Raw genomic sequence first — 16,848 nt, 5'->3', positions numbered from 1 at the left:
GCAAGCGAATATGACAAATAACATGATACATGACCAAGCAAGTGGACTGAGACGTTTGACTCAGCCAACGTACACAAAGGTAATTTCGGTTACTGGTGGTAAAGGTGGTGTGGGCAAGTCTAACGTAACACTTGGGCTTGCGATTTGTATGGCTCGCCAGGGCAAAAAAGTCATGGTTTTGGATGCGGACTTAGGTCTGGCCAATGTCGACGTAATGCTTGGAATTCGCGCTAAGAGAAACTTAGGGCATGTTCTAGCGGGTGAATGCGATTTACAAGATGCGATTGTGGAAGGTCCACACGGCATTCGTATTATTCCTGCCACCTCAGGCACGCAAAGCATGACAGAATTAAGCCACGCGCAACATATCGGCTTGATTCGTGCGTTTGGTACGCTAGAAGATGAGATGGATGTCCTGCTGGTCGATACTGCCGCTGGTATTTCTGACATGGTAGTGAGCTTTTCTCGTGCAGCGCAAGATGTGGTTGTGGTGGTCTGTGATGAACCAACGTCCATTACCGATGCCTATGCGCTGATCAAATTACTGAGCCGAGAGCATCAGGTTCAACGCTTTAAAGTTGTGGCGAATATGGTGCGTAGCTACCGAGAAGGCCGAGAATTATTCGCAAAATTGACACTAGTCACAGAGAGATTCCTCAATGTGAGCCTTGAGTTAGTCGCTTGTATCCCGTTAGATGATAAAGTGCGACAAGCAGTGAAAAGGCAAAAGATTGTCGTGGATGCGTTTCCACGCTCGCCTGCTGCGTTAGCATTGAACTCTTTAGCGAACAAAGCGCTGACATGGCCGATTCCTAAAGTCCCAAGTGGCCATTTGGAATTTTTCGTCGAGCGCTTGCTAAATCGACCTGCAGCACTAGAGGAACCATTTAGTGAATAAAGCTTTGACCTATGACCAGCATGCCAATTTAAGCGGTCAGCAAGCTTTCTTAGAGAAATACTCAGTATTAGTGAAGCGAATTGCGCACCACTTAATTGGGCGACTGCCGCCGAATGTATTGGTGGAAGATTTGATTCAGGCCGGCATGATCGGCTTGATTGAAGCACAAAAAAACTACGATGGTAGTAAAGGTGCGAGTTTTGAAACGTATGCGGGAATCCGTATACGTGGTGCCATGTTGGATGATATTCGTCGCGGTGATTGGGTGCCTAGGTCGGTACACAAGAACAGTCGCGATATTTCGCAAGCGATCTCATTGTTAGAAGTTGAGCTTAATCGAGAGCCAACGGATGCAGAGGTTGCCCAGCATTTAGGCATGAGTTTGACACAATATCATCGTGCATTAACAGATATAAGCTGTTCTCGTTTGGTAGGTATTGAAGATTTAGGCGTTTCAGAGGACTCTGTTTCTGTAGCAACAGACGATGAAGACAATTCGCCATTTCAGGGCGTCGCGGATGATGCATTCCGCGAAGCGTTAATTGAATCGATAAAAACGCTCCCTGAGCGTGAAGCCTTAACGTTATCCCTGTATTATGACGAAGAGTTGAATTTGAAGGAGATAGGAGAAGTATTAGGCGTCAGCGAATCGCGCGTTAGCCAAATACTTAGTCAAACGATGCAGCGTCTTCGAACCAAGCTCAGCGCTTGGACTGATAATAATTAATAATCACTGATCTTGCTTTCAGTGGAGGCAATTTTGAATAAAAACATGAAAATCCTTATTGTTGACGACTTTTCAACAATGCGACGTATTGTCAAAAACCTTCTACGCGACTTGGGCTTTAGCAATACGCTTGAAGCTGATGATGGTTTAACAGCGTTACCTATGCTTAAAAAAGGCGATTTCGACTTTGTAGTGACTGACTGGAATATGCCAGGCATGCAAGGTATCGATCTTCTCCGCCATATTCGAGCAGATGACGAGTTAAAACATTTACCTGTCCTAATGATTACTGCCGAAGCAAAACGCGAGCAGATCATTGAAGCGGCACAAGCAGGCGTAAATGGCTACATTGTTAAACCATTTACTGCTGCAACATTAAAAGAAAAATTAGACAAAATTTTTGAGCGTTTATAACGCGCTCCTATAGCAAAGTGGCTATTTCAGAATGATTTCATTGGAACAAGCTAAGCAACTTGTTGTGCTCCTTGAGGAGCAAAAGCAGCAAGAAGCGGATGAGCTGGTCATGAAGATCCAAGGCGGTAGTGAAAGTCGGGTGCTCCAAGAAGTTGGAGCATTGACGCGAGATCTACACGACGCATTAAGCGAATTTAGCATTGATACTCGATTGAACGAGATAGCTAATGATGAAATTCCTGAAGCGCGCGATCGTCTTGAGTACGTGATTAATAAAACCGAAGTTTCAGCGAATACGACCATGGATGCGGTTGAGCATTGCTTGCCAATGGCCGATAACCTTCATGGGTGCTTGCTACAAGTTCGTCCTCAATGGAATGAACTCATGCATGGACGTGTTGAGCTACAAACATTTAAAGATTTGTGTCACCGGATTGATGACTTACTGACTCAGGTTGAGGGCGATAGCACTGAACTTCGAACGCAGCTAACTAATATCCTCATGGCACAGGACTTTCAAGACCTTACTGGACAAATCATACGCCGAGTTATCACATTAGTGAGTGAAGTGGAAACAAGGCTTGTGGAGATTTTGAAAGTGTTCAGTGACGAACAACAATCAATAACTACAAAACCAAAGCAGGCACCAGTTGGCGTTGAGGGACCGATTATTAACCCTCATGAGCGAACGGATGCCGTTTCCTCGCAAGACGAAGTCGATGATTTGCTTTCGAGTCTTGGGTTTTAGAGGTGGACTATGAGCTACGAATTAGATGAAGAAATCCTTCAGGACTTTCTAGTGGAAGCGGGTGAAATTCTTGAACTGTTGTCTGAGCAACTGGTTGAGCTAGAGAATAACCCTGAAGATAAAGATCTGCTCAATGCAATATTTAGAGGCTTTCATACCGTTAAAGGTGGTGCAGGGTTTTTAGCGTTGACCGAACTCGTGGATACGTGCCACGGTGCGGAGAATGTGTTTGATATTTTGCGAAATGGCCAGAGAGGTGTTGACGCAAATCTAATGGATACCATGCTTAAAGCACTGGATACCATTAATCATCAGTTTCAGTCGGTACAAAATTCTGAATCTATCACGCCTGCCGACCCTGGTCTTTTAGAAGAGTTACATCGTCTTAGTTCACCGGCAACCAGCAACGAACCTATCGAAGTGCCTCAACCCGCTGCGCCAGTGGCGCCGATTGTTGAGTCTATTAGTGAGCCTGCTGCTGTTGAATCAACGTCGGTTGATGCTCAAGGCGGTTCAATCGATGATATTACTCAAGATGAATTCGAACGTCTTTTAGATGAGCTACACGGTAAAGGTGCAGCGCCGAATCAGAAAAAAAGCGTGGCTTCTCAGCCTGTTTCGGCGACGGTTACTTCGGTAGATAAAACGTCGCAAGCGGCTAACGCCAGTTCCTCTGATATTACCGATGATGAATTTGAAAAACTGTTGGATGAACTTCATGGTGTCGGCAAAGGCCCATCATTAGGTGACGCCGCTGCACAGCCTACTGTCTTGCCTACCGCAGCGCCAACACCGTCACCTGCTCCGTCGCCTTCCAGTGGTGACTTGATGACGGACGAAGAGTTTGAAAAGCTATTGGATGAACTTCATGGTGTCGGCAACGGACCTTCACCTGAAGAACTAGAGGCCGCAACGAAACCGGTTTCTGTGTTGCAAGAGCCAAATGCTTCTATCTCTGAACCGGCTCCAGCCAGCACTGAAAACGCAATTGCTCCAGCATCTCATCCAGCTCCGGTTTCTGCACCAGCGATGCAAGAGAAGAAGCTGCCGGCAAATAGCGAAACGAAAGCGACGCCGGTGAAAAAGCCGCAGGCAGAAGCCAGTGTGCGCGTGGACACGTCCACACTCGATACCATCATGAATATGGTCGGCGAGTTGGTGTTGGTTCGAAACCGACTGGTGAGTCTTGGCCTCAATAGCAATGATGAAGAGATGTCAAAAGCAGTCTCTAACCTTGATGTCGTGACAGCTGACTTGCAAGGTGCGGTAATGAAAACGCGCATGCAGCCGATTAAAAAGGTCTTTGGACGTTTTCCTCGCGTTATTCGAGATCTTGCACGTAGCCTAAATAAAGACATTGTTTTGGTCATGCAAGGTGAAGAGACGGACTTGGATAAGAATTTAGTGGAAGCGTTAGCGGATCCGCTGATTCACTTAGTTCGGAATTCGGTTGACCACGGGATTGAAATGCCAGATGTGCGCGAGCAGTCGGGCAAATCACGCACAGGTACCGTTACCTTGTCTGCGTCGCAAGAAGGTGACCATATTGAACTGGCTATCGTCGATGATGGCGGTGGTATGGATCCGGATAAGCTGCGAGCAATTGCGGTTAAACGTGGCATGATGGATGAAGATGCGGCTTCGCGTCTGACCAACAAAGAATGCTTTAATCTGATTTTCATGCCGGGCTTCTCGAGTAAAGAAAAAATCTCAGATATCTCTGGCCGTGGTGTAGGGATGGATGTGGTAAAAACCGCGATTAACACCCTAAATGGCTCTATTGATATTGATTCAGAACTCGGTACTGGGACTAAAATTACCATCAAAGTGCCGCTGACTTTAGCGATTCTACCCACCTTGATGGTAGGCGTTGGCGGTAACCCATTTGCGCTGCCGCTTGCTAGCGTTAATGAAATCTTCCACCTTGATTTAAGTCGCACTAACGTCGTCGATGGGCAATTGACGATAATTGTTCGTGATAAATCGATTCCATTATTCTATTTACAGAACTGGTTAGCTTCCCATGCGGGTCGCGCGGAACAGCGCAAAGGCCATGGCCATGTGGTGATTGTTCAAATCGGTAGTCAACGTGTCGGCTTTGTCGTCGATACACTCATTGGTCAAGAAGAAGTGGTGATTAAACCGCTTGATAAGCTATTGCAGGGTACGCCTGGTATGGCGGGCGCAACGATTACCAGTGATGGCCATATTGCTTTAATTTTGGACGTGCCTGATTTACTTAAACAGTACGCCGCTGCATCGCGTATCTGATAAGGAAATCTATGTCGATCAAAGTTTTAGTAGTAGACGATTCAAGTTTTTTCCGTCGTCGAGTCAGTGATATTATCAATGCCGCCCCCCGATTAGAAGTGATCGATGTGGCGGTCAATGGCAAAGAAGCGCTTGAAAAGGCGCTTTCTCTCAAGCCAGACGTTATTACTATGGACATTGAAATGCCAGTTATGGATGGCATTTCAGCAGTGCGTGAAATCATGGCGAAACAGCCGACGCCCATATTAATGTTTTCATCGCTGACGCATGATGGTGCGAAAGCGACGTTAGATGCATTAGAGGCGGGAGCGTTAGATTTTCTACCGAAGAAGTTCGAAGACATCGCGCGAAATAAAGATGAAGCGGTCGCGTTGTTGCAACAACGTGTGCAGCAGATTGCTAGTCGCCGTACTATGATGCGTCGCACACCACTGGTTTCGCGTACGCCAAGAGTGCTACCAAGCTCTACATCTGCGGCTCCTAGCACGTTAGGTGCGTCATCGCTGAATACTTCCGCTCGTATGGCATCAAATAAGCCTGCTGACTCGGCAATAGCTAGAACAAGCAGCACTTCTGCTCAAGCACCTCTGCAGTCGCGCTTTCGTGCGTCGGGTAAGGCGTATCAACTGACGGCTATTGGCACCTCAACAGGTGGGCCAGTCGCGTTGCAACGGATTTTAACGCAGTTTCCTAGAAACTATCCGCATCCTATTTTGTTGGTTCAACACATGCCGGCAACTTTTACTGCAGCATTCGCAGCAAGGCTCAATTCGTTGTGCCAAATCACGGTAAAAGAAGCAGCAGACGGCGATATACTCCAACCCGGTGTTGCATACCTTGCGCCTGGCGGCATGCAAATGATGCTAGAAGGGCGCCCATCAAGTGCCAAATTACGCATTATTGATGGTGGTGAACGGATGAATTATAAGCCGTGTGTAGACGTGACATTTGGCTCTGCCGCTAAGATTTATCACGATAAGGTGTTGTCGGTTATTTTAACTGGCATGGGCGCTGATGGTCGTGAGGGTGCGCGTATGTTAAAAAATGCTGGTTCTACCGTGTGGGCACAAGATGAAGAAAGTTGTGTGGTTTATGGTATGCCTCAAGCTGTAGCTAAAGCGGGGATTTCAACAGAAAACCTGCCATTAGAGCGAGTGGCTGAACGTATTCTTGTTGAGCTAAAGAGGCAGTAACATGATTGTATGGAGTGTTGCTAACCAAAAAGGTGGCGTTGGCAAAACAACCAGTACGGTGACGTTAGCGGGCTTACTTGCTCAAAAAGGTCATCGAGTGTTGTTGATTGATACCGACCCACATGCTTCGCTTACCACGTACTTAGGGATGGACTCAGATACACTACCTCGTAGTCTATTCGACTTGTTCCAGTTAAAGGAATTTACCGAGACGCGCGTAAAAGCACTGGTTCACGAAACGAATATCGACAATATCGATGTCATTCCTGCACACATGTCGCTCGCAACCCTTGATAGAGTGATGGGTAATCGCAGTGGCATGGGATTAATTCTTAAGCGAGCCCTGCTGACGTTACGCGATCACTATGACTATGTATTAATAGATTGCCCTCCGATCCTTGGTGTCATGATGGTGAATGCGTTGGCTGCGAGCGATCGAATTTTGATTCCGGTTCAAACTGAATTTTTAGCGATGAAAGGGCTAGAAAGAATGGTCAGAACCTTGGCGATCATGCAAAAGTCTCGTCAGCGCCCGTTTAAAGTGACCATTGTACCAACCATGTATGATAAGCGAACACGCGCCTCACTGCAGACGTTGACACAATTAAAGCAAGACTACCCGGACCAAGTCTGGAGTTCAGCCGTCCCCATTGATACCAAGTTTCGAGACGCCAGTCTTAAGCATTTGCCAGCATCGCATTTTGCTTCTGGCAGCCGTGGTGTGTTTGCTTACAAACAACTACTTATCTATTTAGAGAGGCTAGCGATTGATGGCAATGGATGAAGCGCCTCTATCCAGTGAACAAGCGCTTGATGATTACTTTAACTCGTTACTTGGAATAGGTGACTTTTCTGAAGACGAGAGTGAATGCAATACTCCAAGTGACATGAGTTCAAGCGAGAACGCTTCTGGTGAAATAGCGTGTACTGACAACACGGCCGATTCAGAACCGAGCGTGGATTCAACCGAGTGCCATGCTGGTACAGATTCAACTGAGCGTCAGGCAAATGCGCTTGATACTTTGCATTTCGATAGCGCCAAAGAAGAAACCTGCGTTGAAGTGGCAGCAATAGACAGAATGGAGTGGCAGGCTCAATCGAGCATGCATATTGAACCTTCCGTTCATTATGGACGTGATGTTGATTATGATGAACCGCCTAACTTGCAGCAACTCGAAAAGCTGTTTGATGGTATGCGTTCGCAGGCAGAAGTCGATACACCTGAAGTGCTTCAGCCTTTATTGCAGCCAGAGCAAGCGCAGCCAGAGCTAGAGCAAGCAGCGCTTATACAGCCTGAATTAATACAGCCAGAGCCAGAAATTCAACACTGGGCACTGCCAGAAACAGACCATGTGGCTGATTCGACAAGTGATGTCGATGCTGTCACTAGTGAAAGTGACAGGGATCTGGCGGTTTCTGAGCCAGAACAAAATGTCTCGGTAGACCATGCGGTTGAAACTCATCAAGCCAATTTTGGTGGGGGAGACGCAACGGCTTGGCAAAGCACTGAACGTAGTGAAAATTTCCAAGTGTTGTATTTTGCTGTTAACGGTATGACGTTTGCGGTGCCACTCGATGAGCTAGGTGGTATTCATAAAATGGCTGAGTTAAGTCACTTAATTGGTCGCCCTACTTGGTATCTCGGCTTACAGTCGAGTCGAGAGAGTCAGGTCGATGTCGTGGATACTGCAAAGTGGGTAATGCCCGATGTTCTAACTGACGATGAGTACAAATCAAACTACGAGTACATTGTTATGTTAGGTGAAAGCAATTGGGGCTTGGCATCGACAGAGCTTAAAGGCACCGAACAACTGCGACCAGAAGCGGTAAGGTGGCGAGAACAATCAGGTAAGCGTCCTTGGTTAGCCGGCATGGTGAAAGAGCAAATGTGTGCGCTAGTTCATGTGTCGGAACTAATTGGAATGCTAAATGCTGGATTAGATGTTAATTCAGTACAATAACAAGAATTGATGCAATTGCGGTGAACGCCGCAGTTTACATATTGAGAGGAAAATTATGTCTCAGACGATGGATGTAGAACTAAGAAAAGATCAAGCTAACGATGAAGTGTTGCAGTGGGTAACCTTTCAGTTAGAAGAAGAAACGTATGGCATCAATGTAATGCAGGTACGTGAAGTACTTCGTTATACAGAGATTGCGCCTGTTCCTGGCGCGCCAGATTACGTATTGGGTATTATTAATTTACGTGGCAACGTTGTTACTGTGATTGATACCCGTGCCAGATTTGGTCTAATGCAAGGTGAAATCACCGACAATACTCGTATTATTGTTATCGAATCTGAGCGTCAGGTTATTGGTATTCTTGTCGATAGCGTCGCGGAAGTGGTGTACTTGCGTTCTTCAGAAATTGATACCACACCAAGTGTTGGCACCGATGAAAGTGCTAAGTTCATCCAAGGTGTAAGCAATCGTGAAGGTAAGCTGCTCATCCTCGTTGACTTGAACAAGCTGCTCTCTGAAGATGAGTGGGATGATATGGCTTATCTATAATGCTTGAGTCTTTCCCATTTCAATCACCTCTACTTTGGGTAGGGGTGGTGGCTTTTGTCGTTACCCTTGTCTGGTTAGTGAAGTTGCATCGTCAGTTGAGCTTGCATAAAAACACCAGCCGTCAGCAGATCCGCCATGCTGATAAAGAGCTGGATAAATGCAATAAACAACTGTTAGAAGTGCGTTCTGTACTGGTTGGGTTGGGACAAAAGATTTCCGAGCAAGAAGATATTATTCGTCATTTGACCGAACGTGTTGTCGAGTTAGAAAATATTGATAGCGACGGGCGCTTGTATACTCGTGCGAATAAAATGGTCAAACTTGGCGCTGATATTAATGAGCTGATTGAAGAGTGCGAACTTCCTAAAGCGGAAGCCGAACTAATGATGTCACTGCAAAATAAGATTGCAGGAAAGGAAAAAGTCCCGCCACTTAACAAGCCTAGAGCCCAACCGACTCGATCTCAAATGATGGGTTACCAACCTCCTAAACGCTCACGCTAATTGTTAACAAGTGTATTAATTTTAAAGAGATACACTTGTTCATTTCTTTTTATATTCTTAATAAATTCTTACGTTTTCACATTCGTAGTTAAGATATGGTCTGCTATTCTATTTGTCAGTTTGATGGAAGAGATAAATGACTATACCTCTTTGGTGGTAGTTAAGGGTAGAAATAACAGAGCTTTAGTGTTTGAGCTTAAGTTTCGTGAAGCGAGTTTGATCATTATCCTATTGTCACAATACAGCTATGGTAAGATGAAGGCCTTGTCGTCCCAGCCTAAAAACGAATGTTAGAAGTCATAAATTTAACCGCGATTCGAGATGAGCGCGTATTGTTCGAAAATTTATCATTTTCGTTACAAACCGGAGACCTAGTGCAAATTGAAGGTCGAAATGGAACCGGAAAAACGACCTTAATGCGTATAGTGGCGGGATTAGGTGATCGAGAAGACGGTGAAATTCGCTGGAATGGTGAAACCATCGAATCAAACCGAGAAGAGTATCACCAAGACCTATTGTTTCTTGGGCATCAAACCGGTGTTAAACGAGAGTTAACCGCCTTTGAAAACCTGAAGTTTTATCAGTCAATTCACGCTCCTACTACGACACCGGATCAAATATTCCATGCGTTAATGCAGGTGGGGCTTGCTGGTAGGGAAGATGTCCCTGTTGCGCAGCTCTCTGCTGGACAACAGCGTCGAGTGGCGCTAGCGCGTTTGTGGTTGAGTGAACAACCACTATGGATCTTGGATGAACCATTAACCGCGATTGATAAGCAAGGTGTTAAGGTATTGGAAGATTTGTTTTTAGCGCATGCGAATAAGGGCGGAATTGTCATGCTAACGACTCACCAAGACATGTTTAATGACAACCCTAAACTTAAGAAAATTAAGCTTGGAGAGTAGTATGCTGGCTTCTACGATGAAAATTGTCCGTCGAGAGCTGCTGATTGCTTTCCGACGTCAGGCCGATATTTTCAACCCGTTATGGTTTTTTATTATCGTTATTACCTTGTTTCCGCTGAGTATTGGACCTGAACCGAATCTCTTAGCGCGCATTGCCGCAGGGATTGTGTGGGTGGCCGCATTACTTGCCGCGTTGCTATCATTAGAGCGCCTGTTTAAAGACGACTTTCAAGATGGGGCATTAGAGCAGATGATGCTGATGCCCATCCCACTACCTTTGGTGGTGATGGCAAAAATAGTTGCGCACTGGTTACTTACGGGCTTGCCGCTTATATTAATAAGTCCGCTGTTGTCTATTTTATTGTCGTTGGACTTTGACACGTGGTTAGCGGTGGTATTGACCTTGTTAGTGGGTACGCCCACATTGAGCTTTATTGGCGCCATTGGTGTTGCTCTCACCGTTGGACTGCAAAAAGGTGGTGTACTGTTAAGTTTACTCGTGTTACCACTTTATATCCCTATTCTAATATTTGCTACCTCGGCGATTGATGCGGCATCACTAGGTGTTGCGTATAATGGTCAACTTGCGCTACTTGCTGCGATGCTAGCGGGTGCGATGACGTTAACACCATTCGCCATAAGCGCGGCATTGAGAGTGAGCGTTAACTAGAGCACCACTGGAATATAATAACTATCACACAGGCGTCGCCACGTAGAAGTGATGTCGGTAATGTCGTTTTAAAGAGTGAGAAACAATATGTGGAAATGGCTTCATCCTTATGCCAAATCTGAAACCACCTATCAATTATGTGGTCGTTTATTACCGTGGTTTGCCACACTCGCGTTAGTGTGCTTATCGGTTGGTACTGTTTGGGGGCTTGCTTTTGCACCATCGGACTACCAACAAGGCGACAGTTTTAGGATCATTTATATTCATGTGCCTTCGGCCATTTGGTCTATGGGTGTCTACATGTCGATGGCAATCGCGGCGTTTATTGGCTTAGTGTGGCAAGTGAAATTATCCAGCATGGCAGCACTCGCGATGGCGCCGATTGGTGCGGTGTTTACCTTTATTGCACTGTTGACCGGAGCGGTTTGGGGTAAACCAATGTGGGGAGCATGGTGGGTGTGGGATGCTCGTCTTACGTCAGAGCTTATTCTACTTTTCCTTTACCTTGGTGTTATCGCGCTTTACCACGCTTTTGATGATCAAAAAACAGCCGCGAAAGCCGCAGGTATCTTAGCCATTGTTGGTGTCGTGAATCTGCCAATTATTCACTTCTCTGTTGAATGGTGGAACACGCTGCACCAAGGGGCATCCATTACCAAATTTGCTAAGCCGTCGATTTCTAGTGACATGCTATGGCCACTATTATTGAACATTTTTGGGTTTGCGTTCTTTTTTGGTACGTTGACTTTAATTCGACTTCGAAATGAAATTATCAGCAAAGAAGGTCACCGCCCATGGGTGATCGCACTTGCCAACCATCAGCTTAAATCAAGAGGTTAACACCATGCATTTTGATTCAATCAGCGATTTTTTCGCGATGGGCGGATATGCAGGCTACGTTTGGAGCGCATTCGGCATTACTTTTCTATCACTTATTATCTTGCTTTTAACCAGTTTGTCTCGTGGTAAGACGCTTCTCAAAGAGGTGCAAGCCAAAGTGGATCGACAATCGCGTATCGACGCGGCGAAGAATATGGAGAATACATTATGACCCCTAGGCGCAAGAAAAGGCTTGGCATCATCTTGGCTATTTTTATTGGTATTAGTGCTACCGTGGGACTCATTCTTTATGCGTTAAACCAGAATATGGATCTGTTCTATACCCCAACAGAACTCGTTAATGGCAAACCAGATGGCTCCAAGCCAGAAGTGGGTCAGCGATTACGCATTGGTGGCATGGTAGTTGAAGGCTCGGTTAGACGTGATAACGAATCACTCCGTGTAAGCTTTGATCTTGCTGATGTCGGCCCAAAAGTCACGGTCGTTTATGATGGCATTTTGCCTGATTTGTTCCGAGAAGGTCAGGGCATTGTCGCGCAAGGCGTACTTGTAGATACGACCACGATCGAAGCGTTTGAGGTGCTTGCAAAGCATGATGAAGAATACATGCCACCTGAAGTTGCCGAAGCGATGAAAAAGACACACGCTCCACTTGAATACTCTCCTGAACAAAAACAAGGAAGCGGTCAATGATTGCTGAAATTGGGCATTTTGCCCTGATACTGTCGCTGAGCCTTTCGGTTCTGCTCAGTATCTTGCCGCTAATCGGCGCCTCACGAAACAGCACCATGCTGATGAACACCGCAAGACCGCTGTCTTGGGGGATGTTCCTAATGCTACTCATGTCTTTCGCCATTTTATTATGGGCGTTTTACAGTAACGACTTTACGCTTACTTACGTGGCAAGCAACTCTAACACCATGTTGCCTTGGTACTACCGGTTAACCGCGGTTTGGGGGGCACATGAAGGCTCACTACTACTTTGGGTATTGATCCAAGCAGGATGGACGGTTGCGGTTGCGACGTTTAGTCGTGGTATGCCACAAGAGTCCGTCGCTCGCGTATTGGCCGTGATGGGTATGATTACTGTCGGCTTCTTGCTGTTCATTATCGTAACGTCGAATCCGTTCTTACGTACTTTACCGTTCTTCCCTGTAGACGGTCGTGACTTAAACCCATTACTCCAAGATCCAGGCTTGATTATCCACCCGCCAATGCTTTATATGGGTTATGTGGGTTTCTCTGTTGCGTTTTCTTTTGCTATTGCGTCATTAATGACGGGTCGCTTAGATACAGCATGGGCGCGTTGGTCTCGTCCTTGGACAACCGCTGCGTGGGTTTTCCTAACGCTTGGTATCGCACTAGGTTCATGGTGGGCTTACTATGAGCTTGGCTGGGGTGGCTGGTGGTTCTGGGATCCAGTAGAGAATGCATCATTTATGCCTTGGTTGGCAGGTACGGCGTTAATGCACTCATTAGCGGTGACTGAAAAACGTGGCACATTTAAAGCTTGGACTGTATTACTGGCAATCTCTGCATTCTCATTGAGTCTGCTGGGTACCTTCTTAGTTCGTTCTGGTATTTTGGTTTCGGTGCATGCCTTTGCTTCCGACCCATCACGAGGCATGTTTATTCTTGGCTTCCTCGTCTTTGTTATTGGCGGCTCATTACTGCTGTTTGCGTTAAAAGGCGCATCTGTTCGTGTGCGTGGTAACTTTGACTTGGTATCTCGTGAAAATGCGTTACTTGGCAATAACATTCTATTGATTGCCGCGTTAGTGGTGGTACTAATTGGTACGCTACTACCATTGGTTCATAAACAAATTGGTTTGGGGTCCGTGTCGATTGGCGCGCCATTCTTCAACATGTTGTTTACTTGGTTGATGGTGCCATTTGCGTTCCTATTGGGTATTGGTCCTTTGGTTCGTTGGAAGCGTGACAACTTGTCCAAGCTGGTTAAACCGATGATCATCTCGGGCGTGATTTCTTTAGCATTCTCGGCATTGATGGTGGTATTACTGGCTGAATTCTTCACCGGTCTTGCGTTCCTTGGTTGGGTGATGGCGATGTGGATCATTACCATGCACGGCTTTGAGCTGTACCAGCGAGCGACTCACCGTCATAGCTTCGTCGAAGGGGTGAAGAAACTGCCTCGCAGCCACTGGGCGATGATCATGGGTCACTTAGGTCTTGCGGTGACGGTGATAGGTATTGCTATGGTGCAAAACTACAGTGTTGAACGTGATGTACGTCTAGCGCCGGGTGAGCATTACCAGATCAATGATTATGACTTCTACTTTAAAGGCTTACGTGACCACGACGGCCCTAACTACGACGGCTATATTGCTGATTTCGAAATTACCAAAGATGGTAACTACGTTAATACGCTGCATGCTGAAAAGCGTTTCTACCGCACGGCAAAATCGATGATGACGGAAGCGGCCATTGATCGCGGCGTTACTCGTGATCTCTACATTGCCATGGGTGAACAGTTAGATGACGGTCGCTCTTGGGCTATCCGTATTTACCACAAACCGTTTGTTCGTTGGATTTGGTTAGGCGCGATATTTATGTCTATTGGTGGAATATTAGCCATTAGTGATAAGCGATACCGCTTCCGTAAGCCGGGTACGCAAGAGGAGGCTGCGTAATGAATAAGAAGATTCTCTTTATTCCTTTGGTGTTCTTCTTGATCTTAGTGACTGTTTTCGCGGTTCAATTGGGCCGCAACTCAGCTGGTGATGATCCAACGAAGCTAGAGTCAGTACTTTTAGGTAAGCAAGTACCAGAGTTTCGCTTGGAAGACTTAGTTGAGCCGGGCAAACTCTATGACCAGTCCATCTTTAAAGGTGAACCTCTGCTTCTTAACGTGTGGGCGACGTGGTGTCCAACTTGTTACGCTGAGCATCAATATCTCAACGAACTCGCTGCTGATGGCGTTAAGATTATTGGTCTGAATTATAAAGATCAGCGTAATAAAGCGGTGCAATGGCTAGAAGAGTTAGGTAACCCTTACTTAATCAGCTTGTTTGATGGAGATGGCATGCTTGGTTTAGACCTAGGTGTTTACGGCGCTCCAGAAACCTTCCTCATTGATGCGGACGGTGTGATTCGCTATCGTCATGTTGGTGATGTGAACGCGCGCAACTGGAGTGAAAAACTTCAGCCGATGTATCAAGAGATGCTTCAGGAGGCGAAACAATGAAAAAGTGGTTAATCGCTGGCATGTCTGCGTTGATCTTGGCTTTTTCAGTTCACGCAACGATTGAGATTCATGAATTCGACTCAATGGAGCAAGAGCTACAGTTTAAAGAACTGAGCAATACGCTACGTTGTCCAAAATGTCAGAACAACACCATTGGCGACTCTAACGCAGAGTTGGCTCAGGACTTGCGTCAAAAAGTGTACGAGATGACAAAAGAAGGCAAATCAAAGTCAGAGATAGTTGATTACATGATTGCTCGTTACGGTAATTTCGTTACTTATAACCCGCCATTTACACTAGGTACGGCCATTTTATGGGCTGGTCCCTTGTCTGTGGTGTTAATTGGTTTTGGTATGATTTTCTTAAGAAGTAGAAAAACCAAAGCGAAGGTTGAGCAACCTGAAGTTGAGTGGAGCGAAGAAAAAGAAGCGGAACTCAACGCCTTGCTGGACGAAAAAAAGACTGAGGACAAACAATAATGACGCTATTTTGGATATCGACTATCGCATTAGTCATTGTTGCTTGCTTAATGTTAGCAATTCCATTGCGAAGTAAAAAAGCCAACATCGATGAACAGTTGCGAGATGACCTCAATAAAGCACTGTACAAAGATCGTTTATCAGAGCTAGCGGTAGAAGCTGAAGAAGGCTTGGTTGAAAACCAACAAGATTTGGTTTCTGATCTTAAGCAGTCGTTGCTTGATGACATTCCTAAGCAGGAGAAACAGGCGCAAAGTCACGTGTCTCCAATGGCCGTGTTCATTCCGTCTGTTATTTTGATTGTTGGCTTAAGCTATGGCATGTACGTCAAGTTTGGCGCCACCGATAAAGTGAAGGATTGGCAAGAAGTCTCGGCTAACTTACCTGAGTTATCGAAAAAGTTAATGGCAGGATCGGCGGAGCCTATGACGGAAGACGAAATGCAGGATCTCACCCTCGCACTTCGTACTCGCCTTCATTATCAGCCTGAAGATTCAACGGGTTGGTTACTGCTTGGACGTATTGCGCTTGCGAATCGCGACGTGACAACGGCAACAGATGCGATGGAAAATGCCTACCGTTTAGAGCCGAGTAATACCGATGTACAGCTTGGTTTTGCGCAAGCGTTGATGATGTCGCAAGATGAGATGGACCAAAATCGAGCTCGTGGCTTATTGACGGGTTTGATTAAAGAAGACTATGTCGATTTGCGCGTGTTTTCTTTGTTAGCATTTGATGCATTTGAGCGTGAAGATTTCGCGGGTGCCGCAAGGTATTGGGGCATTATGCAACGCTTAATTGGCCCAGATGATAGCCGCTACGAAATGTTAACGCGAAGCATTGAGAGTGCCGAAGCTCGTCTTGGCGAGTCTAGTAAGAAAATGGGTCAGGTTAGTGATAACTCGGTTGCAGTGAGCATTTCGGTTTCACCTGAAATGAAGGCGAAACCAACCTCGTTCTTGATTGTTTCTGCGCACACGGCAGACGGGGCACCGATGCCAGTTGCTGCTGCACGTTACCCAGTTGGTACTTTCCCACGTACAGTCGTATTAGACGATAAAGACAGTATGATGGAAGGGCGCAAATTATCAGACCTTGATGGCTTGATGATTCGTGCTCGTATTGATAGTGACGGCAATGTTTCAACCCGTGAAGGTGACTGGTATGGCGAAAGCCAGCCGGGCAAGCTGGGTGAGACGATTGAGGTGAACATTGACCAGCAGTACTAGTAAGCAGTAGTGCTAGTAAGTAATGGTACTAATAAGTAGCAACACGAATCAGCAATGGGCGTCTTGTTTCAAAAATACTGAATAAGCGTCGAAATTTGTGGAGTGATTGTTATGAAATTGCATCTTGGTTGTCACTAAACCTAGAATGCTCGTATACTAGGATGTATACTCATTCAAAGTGGTAACAGTGGCAATCTAGAGCAGTTCTTCTATAAATCATATGGTTATAGAATAAAAAAACAAAATAGCTCAGGT

General features: G+C 46.0%; 19 protein-coding genes. All 19 read left to right on the top strand.

Going from position 1 to position 16,848, the window contains the following annotated elements; all coding sequences use genetic code 11:
* The first annotated feature begins 10 nt into the window (after positions 1-10).
* The 19 genes from L4D74_RS12250 to ccmI all read left to right on the top strand — a co-directional run bounded on the left by L4D74_RS12250 (position 11) and on the right by ccmI (position 16,593).
* Entirely contained in the window at positions 11-898 is an 888-nt protein-coding gene (locus L4D74_RS12250) for a MinD/ParA family protein (RefSeq protein ID WP_265676165.1), read from the top strand.
* A complete protein-coding gene (locus tag L4D74_RS12245) occupies positions 891-1,625 on the top strand; it encodes an RNA polymerase sigma factor FliA (protein ID WP_428752370.1) in 735 nt (244 codons plus the stop codon). Before L4D74_RS12250 ends, L4D74_RS12245 begins: the two co-directional genes overlap by 8 nt.
* A 45-nt stretch (positions 1,626-1,670) precedes the next feature.
* Positions 1,671-2,039, top strand: coding sequence for a chemotaxis response regulator CheY (gene cheY / locus L4D74_RS12240; protein ID WP_096995504.1), 369 nt, complete (start codon positions 1,671-1,673; stop codon positions 2,037-2,039).
* A 31-nt stretch (positions 2,040-2,070) separates the two neighbouring features.
* Positions 2,071-2,787 carry a protein phosphatase CheZ gene (locus L4D74_RS12235; protein WP_428752369.1) on the top strand — a complete coding sequence of 239 codons (717 nt, stop codon included), beginning with the start codon at positions 2,071-2,073 and terminating at the stop codon, positions 2,785-2,787.
* A 9-nt stretch (positions 2,788-2,796) separates the two neighbouring features.
* The gene (locus L4D74_RS12230; protein WP_428752368.1) at positions 2,797-5,058 is read left to right on the top strand and encodes a chemotaxis protein CheW; all 2,262 of its coding nucleotides are present in this window, start codon (positions 2,797-2,799) and stop codon (positions 5,056-5,058) included.
* Positions 5,059-5,069: 11 nt separating this feature from the next.
* On the top strand, positions 5,070-6,251 hold the full coding sequence (locus L4D74_RS12225) for a protein-glutamate methylesterase/protein-glutamine glutaminase (RefSeq protein ID WP_428752367.1): 1,182 nt from the start codon (positions 5,070-5,072) through the stop codon (positions 6,249-6,251).
* A gap of 1 nt (position 6,252) precedes the next feature.
* Positions 6,253-7,035 carry a ParA family protein gene (locus L4D74_RS12220; protein ID WP_428752366.1) on the top strand — a complete coding sequence of 261 codons (783 nt, stop codon included), beginning with the start codon at positions 6,253-6,255 and terminating at the stop codon, positions 7,033-7,035.
* Positions 7,022-8,212 carry a chemotaxis protein CheW gene (locus L4D74_RS12215; protein WP_428752365.1) on the top strand — a complete coding sequence of 397 codons (1,191 nt, stop codon included), beginning with the start codon at positions 7,022-7,024 and terminating at the stop codon, positions 8,210-8,212. Before L4D74_RS12220 ends, L4D74_RS12215 begins: the two co-directional genes overlap by 14 nt.
* 55 nt (positions 8,213-8,267) lie before the next feature.
* Positions 8,268-8,762: a chemotaxis protein CheW gene (locus L4D74_RS12210; protein ID WP_250616867.1), complete on the top strand. Its 495-nt coding sequence runs from the start codon at positions 8,268-8,270 to the stop codon at positions 8,760-8,762.
* Positions 8,762-9,265 carry a DUF2802 domain-containing protein gene (locus L4D74_RS12205; RefSeq protein WP_428752364.1) on the top strand — a complete coding sequence of 168 codons (504 nt, stop codon included), beginning with the start codon at positions 8,762-8,764 and terminating at the stop codon, positions 9,263-9,265. Before L4D74_RS12210 ends, L4D74_RS12205 begins: the two co-directional genes overlap by 1 nt.
* A 287-nt stretch (positions 9,266-9,552) precedes the next feature.
* On the top strand, positions 9,553-10,170 hold the full coding sequence (gene ccmA / locus L4D74_RS12200) for a cytochrome c biogenesis heme-transporting ATPase CcmA (RefSeq protein WP_428752363.1): 618 nt from the start codon (positions 9,553-9,555) through the stop codon (positions 10,168-10,170).
* Position 10,171: 1 nt separating this feature from the next.
* Positions 10,172-10,840 carry a heme exporter protein CcmB gene (ccmB, locus tag L4D74_RS12195; protein WP_265676154.1) on the top strand — a complete coding sequence of 223 codons (669 nt, stop codon included), beginning with the start codon at positions 10,172-10,174 and terminating at the stop codon, positions 10,838-10,840.
* 87 nt (positions 10,841-10,927) lie between these two features.
* On the top strand, positions 10,928-11,680 hold the full coding sequence (locus L4D74_RS12190) for a heme ABC transporter permease (protein ID WP_428752362.1): 753 nt from the start codon (positions 10,928-10,930) through the stop codon (positions 11,678-11,680).
* A gap of 4 nt (positions 11,681-11,684) precedes the next feature.
* Positions 11,685-11,891, top strand: coding sequence for a heme exporter protein CcmD (gene ccmD, locus L4D74_RS12185; RefSeq protein WP_428752361.1), 207 nt, complete (start codon positions 11,685-11,687; stop codon positions 11,889-11,891).
* Positions 11,888-12,373 carry a cytochrome c maturation protein CcmE gene (gene ccmE, locus L4D74_RS12180; protein WP_428752360.1) on the top strand — a complete coding sequence of 162 codons (486 nt, stop codon included), beginning with the start codon at positions 11,888-11,890 and terminating at the stop codon, positions 12,371-12,373. The genes ccmD and ccmE overlap by 4 nt, the downstream gene beginning before the upstream one ends.
* Positions 12,370-14,331 (top strand): heme lyase CcmF/NrfE family subunit, encoded by a 1,962-nt coding sequence (locus tag L4D74_RS12175; RefSeq protein ID WP_428752359.1) that lies wholly within the window; start codon positions 12,370-12,372, stop codon positions 14,329-14,331. Before ccmE ends, L4D74_RS12175 begins: the two co-directional genes overlap by 4 nt.
* Complete coding sequence (locus L4D74_RS12170) at positions 14,331-14,885, top strand: DsbE family thiol:disulfide interchange protein (protein ID WP_428752358.1); 555 nt, start codon at positions 14,331-14,333, stop codon at positions 14,883-14,885. The genes L4D74_RS12175 and L4D74_RS12170 overlap by 1 nt, the downstream gene beginning before the upstream one ends.
* Complete coding sequence (locus tag L4D74_RS12165; protein ID WP_428752357.1) at positions 14,882-15,364, top strand: cytochrome c-type biogenesis protein; 483 nt, start codon at positions 14,882-14,884, stop codon at positions 15,362-15,364. The genes L4D74_RS12170 and L4D74_RS12165 overlap by 4 nt, the downstream gene beginning before the upstream one ends.
* Complete coding sequence (gene ccmI / locus L4D74_RS12160) at positions 15,364-16,593, top strand: c-type cytochrome biogenesis protein CcmI (RefSeq protein WP_428752356.1); 1,230 nt, start codon at positions 15,364-15,366, stop codon at positions 16,591-16,593. Before L4D74_RS12165 ends, ccmI begins: the two co-directional genes overlap by 1 nt.
* Positions 16,594-16,848 lie beyond the last annotated feature (255 nt).

Origin of the sequence: Vibrio cionasavignyae (assembly GCF_050337155.1) — a bacterium.
GTDB lineage: Bacteria > Pseudomonadota > Gammaproteobacteria > Enterobacterales > Vibrionaceae > Vibrio > Vibrio nomapromontoriensis.
The sequence above is the reverse complement of the archived record's forward strand: the minus strand, read 5'-3'. Positions and strand labels throughout refer to the sequence as shown.